At 33.2% G+C, this 14,911-nt stretch carries 20 protein-coding genes; 1 reads left to right on the top strand and 19 read right to left on the bottom strand.

What is annotated here, in order from left to right:
* From J0383_RS14185 to J0383_RS14175, 3 genes are all read right to left on the bottom strand, one after another.
* Positions 1 to 792 carry a polysaccharide biosynthesis/export family protein gene (locus J0383_RS14185; RefSeq protein ID WP_207294665.1) on the bottom strand — a complete coding sequence of 264 codons (792 nt, stop codon included), beginning with the start codon at positions 790 to 792 and terminating at the stop codon, positions 1 to 3.
* A 70-nt stretch (positions 793 to 862) separates the two neighbouring features.
* On the bottom strand, positions 863 to 1,483 hold the full coding sequence (recR, locus tag J0383_RS14180) for a recombination mediator RecR (protein ID WP_207294664.1): 621 nt from the start codon (positions 1,481 to 1,483) through the stop codon (positions 863 to 865).
* A gap of 118 nt (positions 1,484 to 1,601) precedes the next feature.
* Complete coding sequence (locus tag J0383_RS14175; protein WP_207294663.1) at positions 1,602 to 1,967, bottom strand: CoA-binding protein; 366 nt, start codon at positions 1,965 to 1,967, stop codon at positions 1,602 to 1,604.
* Positions 1,968 to 2,119: 152 nt separating this feature from the next.
* Between J0383_RS14175 and J0383_RS14170 the strand changes: the two genes are divergently transcribed.
* Positions 2,120 to 2,749: a MarC family NAAT transporter gene (locus tag J0383_RS14170; RefSeq protein WP_207294662.1), complete on the top strand. Its 630-nt coding sequence runs from the start codon at positions 2,120 to 2,122 to the stop codon at positions 2,747 to 2,749.
* Positions 2,750 to 2,826: 77 nt separating this feature from the next.
* Here the strand turns inward: J0383_RS14170 and ctlX are convergent, their stop codons facing one another.
* The 16 genes from ctlX to rpsE form a co-directional block, all read right to left on the bottom strand.
* The gene (gene ctlX, locus J0383_RS14165; protein ID WP_207294661.1) at positions 2,827 to 3,762 is read right to left on the bottom strand and encodes a citrulline utilization hydrolase CtlX; all 936 of its coding nucleotides are present in this window, start codon (positions 3,760 to 3,762) and stop codon (positions 2,827 to 2,829) included.
* Positions 3,763 to 3,814: 52 nt separating this feature from the next.
* Positions 3,815 to 4,729, bottom strand: coding sequence for a dimethylarginine dimethylaminohydrolase family protein (locus J0383_RS14160; RefSeq protein WP_207294660.1), 915 nt, complete (start codon positions 4,727 to 4,729; stop codon positions 3,815 to 3,817).
* Between the two features lie 65 nt (positions 4,730 to 4,794).
* Positions 4,795 to 6,069, bottom strand: a complete 1,275-nt coding sequence (locus tag J0383_RS14155) for a citrate synthase (protein ID WP_207294659.1) — start codon at positions 6,067 to 6,069, stop codon at positions 4,795 to 4,797.
* A 157-nt stretch (positions 6,070 to 6,226) separates the two neighbouring features.
* Positions 6,227 to 7,519 carry a phosphopyruvate hydratase gene (eno, locus tag J0383_RS14150; protein WP_207294658.1) on the bottom strand — a complete coding sequence of 431 codons (1,293 nt, stop codon included), beginning with the start codon at positions 7,517 to 7,519 and terminating at the stop codon, positions 6,227 to 6,229.
* A gap of 102 nt (positions 7,520 to 7,621) precedes the next feature.
* A complete protein-coding gene (gene carA, locus J0383_RS14145; RefSeq protein WP_207294657.1) occupies positions 7,622 to 8,740 on the bottom strand; it encodes a glutamine-hydrolyzing carbamoyl-phosphate synthase small subunit in 1,119 nt (372 codons plus the stop codon).
* A 240-nt stretch (positions 8,741 to 8,980) separates the two neighbouring features.
* Complete coding sequence (gene rplQ / locus J0383_RS14140) at positions 8,981 to 9,472, bottom strand: 50S ribosomal protein L17 (protein ID WP_207294656.1); 492 nt, start codon at positions 9,470 to 9,472, stop codon at positions 8,981 to 8,983.
* 62 nt (positions 9,473 to 9,534) lie between these two features.
* A complete protein-coding gene (locus tag J0383_RS14135; RefSeq protein ID WP_008464329.1) occupies positions 9,535 to 10,527 on the bottom strand; it encodes a DNA-directed RNA polymerase subunit alpha in 993 nt (330 codons plus the stop codon).
* A gap of 21 nt (positions 10,528 to 10,548) precedes the next feature.
* Positions 10,549 to 11,154, bottom strand: coding sequence for a 30S ribosomal protein S4 (rpsD, locus tag J0383_RS14130; RefSeq protein ID WP_111364450.1), 606 nt, complete (start codon positions 11,152 to 11,154; stop codon positions 10,549 to 10,551).
* A gap of 91 nt (positions 11,155 to 11,245) precedes the next feature.
* Positions 11,246 to 11,629 (bottom strand): 30S ribosomal protein S11, encoded by a 384-nt coding sequence (rpsK, locus tag J0383_RS14125; protein WP_012022477.1) that lies wholly within the window; start codon positions 11,627 to 11,629, stop codon positions 11,246 to 11,248.
* Between the two features lie 8 nt (positions 11,630 to 11,637).
* Entirely contained in the window at positions 11,638 to 12,012 is a 375-nt protein-coding gene (rpsM, locus tag J0383_RS14120; RefSeq protein ID WP_026727867.1) for a 30S ribosomal protein S13, read from the bottom strand.
* Between the two features lie 2 nt (positions 12,013 to 12,014).
* Positions 12,015 to 12,131 carry a type B 50S ribosomal protein L36 gene (ykgO, locus tag J0383_RS14115; protein WP_002987490.1) on the bottom strand — a complete coding sequence of 39 codons (117 nt, stop codon included), beginning with the start codon at positions 12,129 to 12,131 and terminating at the stop codon, positions 12,015 to 12,017.
* Between the two features lie 12 nt (positions 12,132 to 12,143).
* On the bottom strand, positions 12,144 to 12,359 hold the full coding sequence (infA, locus tag J0383_RS14110; RefSeq protein ID WP_007136545.1) for a translation initiation factor IF-1: 216 nt from the start codon (positions 12,357 to 12,359) through the stop codon (positions 12,144 to 12,146).
* Positions 12,360 to 12,367: 8 nt separating this feature from the next.
* Positions 12,368 to 13,714 carry a preprotein translocase subunit SecY gene (secY, locus tag J0383_RS14105; RefSeq protein ID WP_207294655.1) on the bottom strand — a complete coding sequence of 449 codons (1,347 nt, stop codon included), beginning with the start codon at positions 13,712 to 13,714 and terminating at the stop codon, positions 12,368 to 12,370.
* Positions 13,715 to 13,727: 13 nt separating this feature from the next.
* Positions 13,728 to 14,180, bottom strand: a complete 453-nt coding sequence (rplO, locus tag J0383_RS14100) for a 50S ribosomal protein L15 (RefSeq protein ID WP_012022480.1) — start codon at positions 14,178 to 14,180, stop codon at positions 13,728 to 13,730.
* Positions 14,181 to 14,191: 11 nt separating this feature from the next.
* Entirely contained in the window at positions 14,192 to 14,374 is a 183-nt protein-coding gene (gene rpmD / locus J0383_RS14095; RefSeq protein ID WP_012022481.1) for a 50S ribosomal protein L30, read from the bottom strand.
* An 11-nt stretch (positions 14,375 to 14,385) separates the two neighbouring features.
* On the bottom strand, positions 14,386 to 14,910 hold the full coding sequence (gene rpsE, locus J0383_RS14090; protein ID WP_085949269.1) for a 30S ribosomal protein S5: 525 nt from the start codon (positions 14,908 to 14,910) through the stop codon (positions 14,386 to 14,388).
* Position 14,911 lies beyond the last annotated feature (1 nt).

Here is a 14,911-nt window from a genome sequence, read left to right as displayed (position 1 = left end):
TTAATTTTTGATAATCAAATAGACTGTTGTTGCTAATGAAAGTAATGTAATGATTGAACCAATAGATTGTATACCAGTTTGTCCTGTACCCCAAGTTTTCTGCCTTAACGGTTTTATATAAATATAATCGTTAGGCTGTAAATAGTAATAAGGTGATTTCATAACATTTATATCTGTTAAATCTATATTATTCATTTGAACGCCAGTTGGCGTCTGACGAATTATGGTAACAGCTCTTCTATCTCCAACAGTGGTAATATCTCCTGCATTTGCGATAGCCTCCATTATATTAACACGTTCTTGAAATAAGGTTTTTGTTCCAGTGCTTCCAATTTCTCCATTTATTGTATATCTGAAACCTGCTAATTTAACAGTGACGAAAATATTCGCTTCACTTTTAAAGTATTCTTCTAAAAGCTTTTTTTCAATCATTAATCTAACTTCTTCTAATGTATAACCAATAACATTAATTTCTCCCAAAATAGGCATTCTAATATTTCCATGATCATCAACCGTAAAACCATCAAAATACAAAGAGGCTTCGGATTTTCCAGAATTTGCACCATCCTCGGTTGGAGCAAATATAGAAACCAATTTAGGATCGATTGCTTTTATATTCACACTTAAAACATCATTTACCTGAAGTCTATAGGGTTTAGATTCCACAGCTGCGATATTGCTTTGCTCTCCCGAACTATTTTTATCCTGCAGATAAACAAGATCTTTAACAGGAATACAAGATGTAAATAATGTACTTATTAAGAATAGTATATAAAAACTGTTTTTTGTCATTAGTTTAATTTTACCGCAAATATAGCTTTTCCTTTAATTTTCAGGAAATCTATACGTTATTTACTCTTGCTTAATTATTTTTGAATGTTTTTTCGAAAGGAACACGATGCAGAATACTTCTTCCAAGGGTAACTTCATCCGCATATTCCAATTCATCTCCAACTGCTATTCCTCTTGCAATTGTAGAAATTATAATTTCAGATTCTGCAATTTGTTTATAAATATAAAAGTTTGTTGTATCTCCTTCCATAGTAGAACTGAGTGCAAAAATAATTTCAGTTACTTTTCCTGATTTTACTTTTTCAACTAAACTAAAAATATTCAACTGGCTTGGGCCAACCCCTTCAATAGGTGAAATTTTACCGCCAAGCACATGATATATTCCTTTATACTGCCCAGTATTTTCGATAGCCATAACATCACGGATATCTTCCACTACACATATAACTTGATGGTTTCTTGAAGTATTAGCACAAATTTCACAGATTTGAGTATCTGAAATGTTATGGCAATTTTCACAAAATTTAATATCCTCACGCATATTCAATAATGCCTGCGAAAGAAATCCAGTTTGCTCTTTTGGCTGTTTAAGAAGATGCAGTACTAAACGCAATGCTGTACGCTTACCAATTCCTGGCAATTGTGACATTTCGTTAACTGCTTTCTCTATTAATTTTGATGAAAATTCCATAATGACAAAAGTAATCTTTTTAATGGTATCAGAAGCTTAGACCAATTAAAAACAATATGGAATGAGATTATAAATATTTTTTCAGGATTATTTGAATCTCAAAAAATCTTAGAAAAAATTAATATTGATTCGTTGCCAATAAAACTAACGTACATGCAACTTCAACTTCAATATTATTTAATTCTAACAATTGATACAATTCAGGATTCTCTGTTCCGGGATTAAAAATTACTCTCTTAGGTTGAGATTCAACAATATAATTATAGTAATCACGCTGGCGTACAGGATTTAAATATAAAGTTACCGTATCAATATTTTTTACAGGAATGGCTTTTGTATGTATCGTTACTCCTGCAACTTCTCCGGGAGTAATTCCAATTGCAACAACGGTATGTCCCTTTTGCGTTAATGCATTAATAGCTCTAAAGGCATATCGATCAGTTTTTGTCGTTGCACCAAGCAACAAAGTTTTTTTATTTTTCATCATCATAGAATATTGTACAAAAGTAATTAAAAGTAAAAGCTTAATTTGCCTTATCGATTGAGAATATTGACTGTAAAAAATAATATCACGTTATTAATTTCAATGCAGAAATTAAAATTTGACTATTTTTACTTCATTAACCAATCACTTTTATGGATTTATTCATTTACTTATTTGCTGCGCTTTTCTCGGTTTTAAACCCAATTGGAACTGTTCCAATTTTCGTAGGATTAACACAACATGACTCGCAAAAAGAACGTTCGAGAATTTCTCTTTGGACTGCAATTAACGTTTTTATTATTTTACTAGTTTCTTATTTTATCGGTCAGTATGTTTTAACTTTTTTCGGAATCAGTATCGATGCGCTTAGAATTGCCGGCGGAATTGTAATCGTAAATTCAGGATTCTCACTTCTTTCAGGAAAATTTAATAAAAAACGAGGAATCAATAAAAAAATTGAGAATGAAGCGCAACAGAGAAATGATATTGCATTAACACCGCTCGCAATTCCTATGCTAGCCGGGCCAGGTTCTATTTCGTTATTAATTGCATTTTATCAGGAACATCACGAGATAGACGAAATCATTATTTCATCTCTTGCTATTCTAGCTATCGGGATTGCAATTTTTGTAATTTTAAAAAGTGCTCATTATCTCGCAAGGATATTAGGAGCTTCTGGAATTGTAGCAATTTCTCGAATTGTTGGTTTTATTGTAATTTCTATCGGAATTCAATATATCGTGAGTTCGATTATAAATATCATTAAAGGAAATCTAATGTAGTTTTCAAGTTTTAAAGTAACAAAAAACGGGATAGTTAAATGGCTATCCCGTTTTTTATTTTTATATCGAATAAATTTTTAATTTCTGGGTAAAAAAACTTCGGCCATCATGCATCTGGCACTTCCACCTCCGCAAGCCTCAATTGTATCTAAACTAGAACTTAAAATTTCGGCATGTTTTTCTAATTGTTCAATTTGTTTAGGAGTCAAACTTTGATGTGCAGACGCACTCATAACAATATATCGTTTGTCATTTGTTCCTCGTACTTCGAGCATATTACCCGCAAAATTATTCACTTGATCTTCTGTAATTAAAATGATTTCTTTTTTATCATCTTTTAAATTATCAAGAACCATTTTGCGTTCTTTTTTATCATCAATACAATCTGCACAAATAACAGCAAAAGTTTCACCTAAACACATCATCACATTGGTATGATAAATTAGTTTACGTTCTCCATCAACGGTTTGAAATGCTTCAAAAATGACTGGAGCGTAATCAAAATCTTCGCAGAATTCAATAAACAACTCTTCGTCTGCTCTTGGAGACAATGCACAATACGCTTTTCCATTTGCTCTGTCTAACAATAAACTTCCTGTTCCTTCTAAGAAAATCTCATCTTCTTCTGCAGACGTATAATCCATAATATTAGAAATCTCAAAACCTTTTTCTTCAAGTGTATCTAAGATATCTTCACGACGCTCCTGACGACGATTTTCTGCAAACATCGGATAAAGAGCTACATCTCCATTTTCATGAAATGAAACCCAGTTGTTTGGAAAAATACTATCGGGAGTATCCGTTTCTAAAGTATCTTCTATTACAGTAACATCAACTCCAACTGCTCTAAGCTTTTCAACGAAAGCATCAAATTCTTGCTGCGCTTTTGCATTTACTGTACTTGGCAATAATCCATCTAATACTTTTTGGTAATAATTATTTACTGCAGTCTGTTCGTTCATTCTAAAAGCAACAGGCCGAATCATAACGATTGCATTTGTTGTCTGTTTCATATGTATATTTTTTAATATAGAAGATGCACTGCAGTGCGCCTCTACTGATTTTTTAGTCTCTAATTAATGGTAAAGTGGAACATCTCAACAACCCTTCTTGCTTTGCAATTTCGGCATACGGAATTTCTTCGACTGTAAAACCATTTGCACGCAGCCAGTTATTTAATCGGGTAAAGTTTTTCTCAGAAACCACAACATTTTTATCGATTGAAAAAACATTCGAAAACATGTGATACATTTCTTCTCTTTCAATATGAAATAAGTTTTCTTTTCCGAAAAGATTTACCAAATACAAATAGTCAGCTTCTTCTCGGAAACCTCTTTTATAAATGATTCCTTTATTTTCTCCAACTGGCTGAAAACAGCAATCTAGATGCAATGCGTTATCTCTTGCTTCTAATTTGGATTTAACTAAATCGAACTCCTTTACAATTTTATTTGGAAACAATTCTTTAATGAAATTAACGCCATGCATATTTGTTCTTGCCGTAATATAATCTTTATAATCACTTCCTTTATAAGTTCCTATAAAAATGTGATCATTCCAAAGCATAACATCACCACCTTCAATATGTACTTCTTCAGGAGGACGAACTACTTTTTGAGGATCCATTTGATCAATTACGTATTGAATTGCGTCTAATTCGCGCTCACGATCAGGAAGAATATTGGATTTTACAAAAACATCATCAATTACAAATCCAATATCTCGGGCGAAAATCTGATTGTAATTCTCAATCATTTCAGGTCGATATACTTTAACATCATATTTCTGAAAAACGAAATTAAAAGCATCCATTTCAGCAACCATGTCTTTTTCGATTGGATATGTTCCTGCTTTAATATGTTCCAATGATTTAGGATCATAGGCTTCCTCTAAACTAGGAGTTGGCCCATTATGAACGGCTGAACCCAAGACAACTGCGCGCAATCTTGACGTTTCGTTCTTTACATTTAATTGCAACATAACTTTATTATATTTTGGACAAAGATAAAAAAAGCTTCACAGTAAGTGAAGCTTTCTATTTTTATTTATTTACGTTTAAACTCACGTAAAGGATGTCCTGTATAAATTTGTCTTGGTCTTCCAATTGGTTCTTTATTTTCACGCATTTCTTTCCATTGCGCAATCCAACCTGGTAATCTACCAATTGCAAACATTACTGTAAACATATCTGTTGGGATTCCTAATGCTCTGTAAATAATTCCAGAGTAGAAATCAACATTTGGATATAAGTTTCTTGATTTGAAGTATTCGTCTTCTAGAGCAGCTGTTTCTAATTTTCTTGCGATATCTAAAATTGGATCTTCAACTCCTAAAGTTTCTAAAACTTCCTGAGCCGCTTTTTTAATGATTTTTGCTCTTGGATCGAAATTTTTATAAACTCTGTGTCCAAAGCCCATTAAACGGAAAGGATCATTTTTGTCTTTTGCTTTCGCCAAAAATTTATCTGTATCGCCACCATCTTTGTTGATCTCTTCAAGCATCTCAAGTACCGCTTGGTTAGCACCTCCGTGAAGAGGTCCCCAAAGAGCAGAAACACCTGCAGAAACCGAAGCAAATAAACCAGCATGAGATGAACCAACCATTCTAACAGTTGAAGTAGAACAGTTTTGCTCATGATCTGCATGAAGAATAAATAATTTATCTAAAGCATTTACAATTACTGGATTTGCAGAGTAAGGCCCCGTAGGCAACTGGAACATCAATTGCATAAAGCTTTCTACGTAACCTTTTGTATTGTCATAATAATTCAAAGGATAGCCCATTGATTTTCTATATGTCCATGTAGCAATTACAAGGAATTTTGCCATTGTTTTGCAAATAGCCTCATACATTTCTTTTTCGTTATCAACATTTACTGCTTTAGGATTAAATGCTGTTAAAGCACTTGTTAAAGCAGATAATACTCCCATTGGGTGAGCTGTTTTTGGAAAACCGTCAATAATATTTTTCATTTCCTCGTTTACCAAAGAATGTTTTCTAATACCATTTTCGAACTGCTCTAGTTCTTCTGCAGTTGGTAATTCTCCGAAAATCAAAAGATAAGACACTTCTAAGAAACTAGCTTTTTCTGCTAAATCTTCGATTGAATATCCTCTGTAACGTAAAATCCCTAATTCTCCGTCAAGGAAAGTGATTTCACTTTTACAAGATCCTGAATTTTTATATCCCGGGTCAATTGTAATAATACCAGTTAAATCACGTAATTTGTTAATATCGATAGCTGATTCATTTTCACTTCCTGTAATTACTGGAAGTTCAATTTTCTTACCATCTACTTCTAATGTAGCTATTTTTGACATAATATATCGGAAATAAATCTTATAAAATAATAATTTCTCAAATCTAAGGAATTTAAGACTAATTTAAAAAAGAATACTGCTATGAATTTGTTAAAAGTCCAAAAAAAAACCATTCGTTAAAAAACGAATGGTTAATCTTAATATATAACTCTAAAAATTATTTAATCTTGAAAGCTTTTAAGCCTGGGAAATAAGCTGTACTTCCTAATTCTTCTTCAATTCTTAATAATTGGTTGTATTTTGCCATACGATCAGAACGAGAAGCAGAACCAGTTTTAATTTGTCCACAGTTTAAAGCAACTGCTAAGTCAGCAATTGTATTATCTTCTGTTTCTCCAGAACGGTGAGACATTACTGAAGTATATCCAGCGTTTTTAGCCATATTTACAGCAGCAATAGTTTCAGTTAAAGTACCAATTTGGTTTACTTTTACTAAGATTGAATTTGCAATTCCTTTCTCAATACCAGTTGATAAACGAGCAACGTTAGTAACAAATAAATCATCACCTACTAATTGAACTTTATCTCCAATTTTCTCCGTTAAAGCTTTCCATCCATCCCAGTCATCTTCGTACATACCATCTTCAATAGAGATAATTGGATATTTAGCAGCAAGTTCAGCTAAGTATTGAGCTTGTTCTTCAGAAGTTCTGATTTTTCCTGTTTCACCTTCAAATTTAGTGTAATCGTATTTTCCGTTTACATAAAACTCAGAAGCAGCACAGTCAAGAGCAATCATAATTTCGTCACCAAAAGTATATCCTGCTTTCTCAACAGCTAATTTAATAGTATCCAAAGCATCTTCAGTTCCACCAGCTAAGTTTGGAGCGAAACCACCTTCATCACCAACAGCAGTACTTAAACCTCTGTCGTGTAAAACTTTTTTCAAGCTATGGAAAATTTCAGTTCCCATTTGCATAGCATGTGTAAAAGAAGTTGCTTTTACTGGGAAAATCATAAACTCTTGAAATGCAATAGGTGCATCAGAGTGAGAACCTCCATTAATAATATTCATCATTGGTACTGGAAGCGTGTTTGCAGAAACACCACCTACATATCTGTATAATGGCAATCCTAATTCATTTGCAGCAGCTTTTGCAGCAGCTAATGAAACACCTAAAATTGCGTTAGCTCCTAATTTAGATTTGTTTGGAGTTCCATCTAAATCAATCATTAATTGATCGATAGTGTTTTGCTCAAATACAGAAGTACCAACTAATTCTTCAGCAATAACAGTATTTACATTGTTCACTGCGTTTAAAACTCCTTTTCCTAAGTAGGCTTTACCTCCATCACGTAATTCAACAGCTTCGTGCTCTCCAGTTGAAGCTCCAGATGGAACAGCAGCTCTACCTAAAACTCCATTTTCAGTTACTACATCAACTTCGATAGTAGGATTTCCTCTGGAATCCAAAATTTGTCTTGCGTGAACTTTAATTATAATACTCATTATTTTTGTTTTTTATTAATAGATTATAGATTTTTTTTCGAAATTATAAAAATATTTAATATTAAAAACGGATTTTCTCTACTAAACACCTTTATTTATTAACTACATCGTTTTAGACACAGCTAGTTTTATATTCTCAACAAATTGATCAAATAAATATGACGAATCATGCGGTCCAGGACTTGCCTCTGGGTGATATTGTACTGAAAAACAATTTTTATTCTTCATTCTCATTCCAGCTACTGTATCATCATTTAAATGAATATGTGTAAGCTCTAATTCTGGATGTCCTTCTAAAGCTTCTCTTTTTACAGCAAATCCATGATTTTGAGAAGTAATTTCACCTTTACCTGTTAAAAGATTTTTTACCGGATGATTAATTCCTCTATGTCCACCAAACATTTTATAAGTTTGGACTCCATTAGCCAAAGCAATAATCTGGTGGCCTAAACAAATTCCGAATAATGGTCTGTCATCAGCAATAATTTTTTTAGCTACTTCAATAACTCCGTGTAGCGGATCTGGATCTCCAGGTCCGTTCGACAAGAAAAACCCATCTGGATTAAAAGAATTTAATTCCTCGTATGAGGCATCATAAGGAAAGACTTTAATGTAGCAATCTCTTTTTGCAAAGTTTCTTAAAATATTTTTCTTAATTCCAAGATCAAGTGCCGAAATTTTGTACGTTGCATTTTCATCACCAACAAAATAAGGTTCTTTAGTTGAAACTTTCGAAGCTAATTCCAGACCTTCCATATTTGGAACATTTGCTAATTCTTTTTTCAAATCTTCAATTGAAGTTCCATCTGTGCAGATCACGGCATTCATTGCACCATTATCACGAATATAACTAACCAGAGCTCTTGTATCAACATCCGAAATACAAATTAAGTTTTGTTTTGCAAAATAATCCTCTAAGCTTCCAGAAGCACCTACTCTTGAATAATTAAAACTAAAGTTTTTACAAACTAAACCAGCAATTTTTACATCTTCAGATTCTACCTCCTGATCATTCACACCGTAATTACCAATATGCGGATTAGTAGTTACCATGATTTGTCCAAAATAAGAAGGATCTGTAAAAATCTCCTGATATCCCGTCATTCCAGTGTTAAAACAAACTTCACCAAAAGTTTTACCGCTAATCCCGATAGATTTACCATGAAAAATAGTTCCATCACTTAGTAATAAAATGGCGCTTTGTCGTGTTGTGTATTTCATTCTTTAATTGTATTGTTTTTAATCGTCTTATGAAACTTTACAGTTTCACTGTAATTAGATATTTTGCAAATTTACTTCTTTAAAAGAGCGCTTCCAAGATTTTTTAAAACTTTCATTCGTAAAAATAAAACCGATCATTTTAAATAAGTTAGATTTTTTTATGTTTCAAAAAAATCAAAAAAAAAGGATAAACTAAAAATTAGCTTATCCTTGATTTTTATAGAATCATTACTTTCATAATTATTCAGAAGCTTCTGTAGTCGTTTCTGATTCAGCAGCTGGAGCTTCAGGAGCAGTACCTTCAGCTTTTTTAGCTTTACCACCACGACGGCTTTTAGCTTTTTTAACTTCTTTTTTACCTCCGTTGTAAAGTTCGTTAAAATCTACAAGTTCGATCATAGCCATATCAGCATTATCTCCCAAACGATTTCCAACTTTAATGATACGAGTGTATCCTCCTGGACGGTCACCTACTTTAGCAGCAACATCTCTGAACAAATCAGTTACAGCATATTTGTTACGTAAGTATGCAAAAACAACACGACGGTTATGAGTCGTATCTTCTTTTGATTTTGTGATTAAAGGCTCAACAAATTGTTTAAGCGCTTTAGCTTTAGCAACAGTTGTGTTAATACGTTTGTGCTCAATAAGAGAACAAGCCATATTAGCTAACATAGCTTTTCTATGTCCAGTCTGTCTGCTTAAGTGGTTGATTTTTTTTCCGTGTCTCATGACGTGTTTTTTTTATCTTCATCTTGCTACAATCCAGTATGGAGAGCAAAATATGAAGTAAATTATTCTTTATCTAATTTGTATTTAGCTAAATCCATTCCGAAAGTTAAATTTTTAACTGCTACAAGCTCATCAAGCTCAGTTAAAGATTTTTTACCAAAGTTACGGAACTTCATTAGGTCATTTTTATTGAAAGATACTAAATCACCAAGTGTATCAACTTCAGCCGCTTTCAAGCAATTTAATGCTCTCACAGATAAATCCATATCAACAAGCTTAGTTTTAAGCAATTGTCTCATATGCAATGACTCTTCATCATACGATTCTGTTTGCGCAATTTCGTCAGCCTCAAGTGTAATTCTTTCATCAGAAAACAACATGAAATGGTGAATTAAAACTTTAGCAGCTTCAGTAAGAGCATCTTTAGGATTAATAGATCCATCAGTTTTGATTTCAAAAACTAATTTCTCGTAATCTGTTTTTTGCTCAACACGGAAATTTTCGATTGCATATTTTACATTTTTTACCGGAGTAAAAATAGAATCTGTAAAAATTGTTCCAATTGCAGCATTCTGTTTTTTGTTCTCTTCAGCAGGAACGTATCCTCTACCTTTTTCGATAGTTAAATCGAAATTTAGTTTGATTTTAGAATCTAAATTACAGATTACAAGGTCTGGATTCAACACTTGAAAACCTGAGATAAATTTTTGAAAATCACCAGCTGTCAATTGATCTTTACCAGAAACAGAAATAGTAACTGATTCATTATCGATATCTTCGATCTGACGTTTGAAACGTACTTGTTTTAGATTAAGGATAATTTCGGTAACATCTTCAACAACACCTGAAATAGTAGAAAACTCATGATCTACACCTTCGATACGAACAGATGTAATTGCATAACCTTCTAATGCTGAAAGCAAAACTCTTCTAAGTGCATTACCAACTGTCAATCCGTAACCAGGTTCTAAAGGTCTAAATTCAAATTTACCTTCAAAATCGGTTGAATCGATCATGATAACTTTATCGGGCTTTTGAAAATTAAATATTGCCATAAATTTCGACTAAGTCAATTATTATTTGTTGTACAACTCTACGATTAATTGCTCTTTAATGTTTTCTGGAATTTGTAATCTTGCAGGTACAGAAACAAAAGTTCCTTCTTTAAGATCATTGTTCCAAGTAATCCATTCATAAACATGACTTGAATTTGATAAAGAACGCTCGATAGCTTCTAAAGATTTAGATTTTTCACGAACTGCAACTTTATCACCAGGCTTAAGGTGGTAAGAAGGAATATTAACAACTTCTCCATTTACAGTAATGTGTCTGTGAGAAACGATTTGACGCGCACCTCTTCTAGATGGAGCAATTCCCATTCTAAAAACAACATTATCTAATCTTGCTTCGCATAATTGTAATAAAACTTCACCAGTAACTCCTTTTGTAGCTGATGCTTTTTCGAATAAATTTCTGAATTGTTTTTCTAAAATTCCATAAGAATATTTAGCTTTTTGCTTTTCCATTAACTGAACAGCGTACTCAGATTTTTTTCCTCTTTTTTTAGCCATCCCGTGTTGTCCAGGTGGGTAATTTCTTTTTTCGAAAGATCTGTCATCTCCGAAGATTGCTTCGCCGAATTTACGAGCGATTTTGGTTTTAGGACCAGTATATCTTGCCATTTTAAAAAAATTTTAAGGTAGAGATTATGAATTCAGGTCTAATCCTCCGATAATCTATGTTCTACCTTGTTTATACTATAAAAATAAAAAATTAAACTCTACGTCTTTTTGGAGGACGACATCCGTTGTGTGGCATTGGAGTAACATCAATAATTTCAGTAACTTCAATTCCACCGTTATGAATAGAACGGATAGCAGACTCACGTCCGTTACCTGGTCCTTTTACATAAACTTTTACTTTTTTAAGTCCTGCCTCAAGAGCTACTTTACTACAATCTTCTGCTGCCATTTGAGCTGCGTACGGAGTATTCTTTTTAGAACCTCTGAAACCCATTTTACCAGCTGAAGACCAAGCAATAACTTCACCTTTCTTATTTGTCAAAGAAATGATAATATTGTTGAAAGTCGAAGAAATATGCGCTTCACCCGTTGATTCAACGATAACTTTACGTTTTTTTGCAGTTGCTTTAGCCATATTACTTATTATTTAGTTGCTTTTTTCTTGTTAGCAACAGTTTTTCTTTTTCCTTTTCTTGTTCTAGAGTTGTTTTTAGTTCTTTGTCCTCTTAATGGAAGACCAGATCTATGACGAATTCCTCTATAACAACCAATATCCATTAAACGTTTGATGTTCAAAGAAATTTCAGAACGTAATTCTCCTTCAATTTTGTAAAATGAAACGGCATCACGAATTGCTCCGATCTCGTCATCATTCCAATCTTGAACTTTTTTATCTTGGCTAACTTGAGCTTTCTCTAAAATCTCAATAGCTCTACTTTTCCCTAATCCGAAGATGTAGGTAAGTGCAATAACACCTCTTTTGTTTTTTGGGATATCTACCCCTGCTATTCTTGCCATAATTATCCTTGTCTTTGTTTAAATCTAGGATTCTTTTTGTTTATCACGTACAATCTTCCTTTTCTACGCACGATAATGCACTCGGCACTTCTCTTTTTTACTGATGCTCTAACTTTCATATTGAATATCCTTTAATATCGATAAGTAATTCTTGCTTTTGACAAATCGTAAGGACTCATTTCTAGTTTCACTTTATCACCAGGTAATAATTTGATGTAATGCATTCGCATTTTTCCAGAAATATGAGCAATTACAATATGTCCATTTTCTAACTCCACACGGAACATCGCATTTGACAATGCTTCAATGATTGATCCGTCTTGTTCTATTGCTGATTGTTTTGCCATAAATAATATTAAGCTACTGCTTTTCTATTTTTACCAGTCTTCATTAAACCATCATAATGTTTGTTTAACAAGTATGAATTGATTTGTTGAATAGTATCTATTGCAACTCCAACCATAATTATTAATGAGGTACCTCCAAAAAACATTGCCCAAGATTGTTGTACATCCATAATACTTACAACAATAGCTGGGAACACAGCAATCAAAGCAAGGAATAAAGATCCTGGGAAAGTTATTAAAGACATCACTTTATCAAGAAAATCCGAAGTTTCAGCTCCAGGACGTACTCCAGGAATAAAACCACCACTTCTTTTTAAATCATCAGCCATTTTATTAGTAGGCACAGTGATCGCAGTGTAAAAGAATGTAAATACAATAATTAAAGTTGCAAAAACAAAATTATACCAGAAACCAAAGATATTACTAAATGCACCAACAATTGATTGTGATGTATCTGATTTAGACAATCCAGCTACAGCAGCCGGAATAAACATAATTGCCTGAGCAAAAATGATTGGCATAACTCCAGAAGCATTAAGCTTTAGAGGAATCCATTGTCTATTACCACCTGCCAAATCTTGTTCGTAATCACCAGTTGTTGTACGACGAGCGTATTGAACTGGAATTCTACGTACTGCCATAGTAAGCAATACACAAGAAATGATAACTAATAACCACACAATAATTTCAATAACTAACAACATTGGACCTCCATTGTTATTGGTAACTCTCGTAGTAAACTCTTGAATAAAAGCTTGTGGTAAACGAGCTAGGATACCAACCATAATTAATAATGAAATTCCATTTCCAATACCTTTATCTGTAATTTTCTCACCAAGCCACATAGCAAAAATTGTACCTGTAACTAAGATGATAACTGAAGAGAACAAAAATTCAGGAGAATTAAAGCCCAGTAGAAATGCACTACTAGGCAATGTTCTATACAAATTATAGATATAAGTTGGACCTTGAACCAGTGTAATAGCTATAGTCAACCAACGAGTGATTTGATTAATCTTTTTTCTACCACTTTCTCCATCGTTTTGAAGTTTTTGTAAATAAGGAATAGCAATTCCCATTAGTTGAACTACAATAGATGCAGAAATATAAGGCATAATACCTAAAGCAAAAACTGAAGCTTTAGAGAAAGCACCCCCAGTAAACATGTCTAGGATAGATCCTAAACCATTTTTAGTTTGTCCCGCTAAACCTGTCAATTGAGTTGCGTCAATTCCAGGAAGCGTAACGTGTGCACCAAAACGATATACTAAAAGCAATCCTAATGTAATTAAGATTCTGTTTTTCAGTTCTTCGATTTTCCAAACATTACTTAGTGATTCAATAAATTTCTTCATCTTAATAGATAAGTTATATAGTTACAGCTTCACCACCAGCAGCTTCAATAGCCGCTTTTGCAGTAGCAGTAAATTTGTGGGCAGTTACTTTTAATTTTGCTTTCAATTCTCCTCTTCCTAAAATCTTAACGATTTCATTTTTAGAAGCTAGACGATTAGCTACGAAATCTGTCATAGAAACAGAATCAGTAATTACACCATTGTCTACTAATAATTGAAGCGTATCTAAATTAACACCTTCGTATTCTTTACGATTGATGTTTTTGAAACCAAACTTAGGAACACGTCTTTGAAGTGGCATTTGTCCACCCTCAAAACCAATCTTTTTAGAATAACCAGAACGAGATTTTGCTCCTTTGTGTCCTCTTGCAGCGGTACCACCTTTTCCAGAACCTTCTCCTCTACCTACTCTTTTATTTTGATTGTGCGTTGATCCTTCAGCAGGCTGTAAGTTACTTAAATTCATAACAGTATTTGTTATTTAGCTTCTTCTACAGAAACTAAGTGTTTAACTTTGTTTATCATCCCAAGGATAGCAGGATTTGACTCATGCTCCACAACTTGTCCTAATTTACGTAGACCTAAAGCTTCTAAACCTCTCTTTTGAGAAAGAGGACAGTTGATCTTGCTTCTTACTTGTTTTACTAATAATTTAGCCATAATTTCCTTGATTAACCTTTAAAAACTTTTTCTAAAGAAACACCTCTTTGTTTTGCAACAGTGTGAGCGCTTCTCATTTGTAATAAAGCATCAAAAGTTGCTTTAACTACGTTATGAGGATTTGATGATCCTTGAGATTTAGATAATACGTCGTGAATACCTACTGACTCAAGAACTGAACGAACAGCTCCACCAGCAATAACTCCTGTACCATGAGAAGCAGGAATTAAGAATACACGTGCACCACCAAATTTTCCTTTTTGTTCGTGAGGAACAGATTGACCATTTAAAGGAATTCTAACTAAGTTTTTCTTAGCATCTTCTACTGCTTTCGCAATTGCTTCAGAAACGTCTTTAGATTTTCCTAATCCGTGACCAACTACTCCATTTTCATCACCTACAACTACAATAGCAGAAAAACCAAAAGCTCTACCTCCTTTTGTAACTTTAGTAACACGATTTACACTAACCAGACGATCTTTAAGTTCAAGACCACTAGGTTTTACCAATTCTACATTTTTGTATTTAGACATAATA

Source organism: Flavobacterium endoglycinae, from assembly GCF_017352115.1.
GTDB lineage: Bacteria > Bacteroidota > Bacteroidia > Flavobacteriales > Flavobacteriaceae > Flavobacterium > Flavobacterium endoglycinae.
This window is presented reverse-complemented; position numbering and strand designations above follow the sequence as displayed.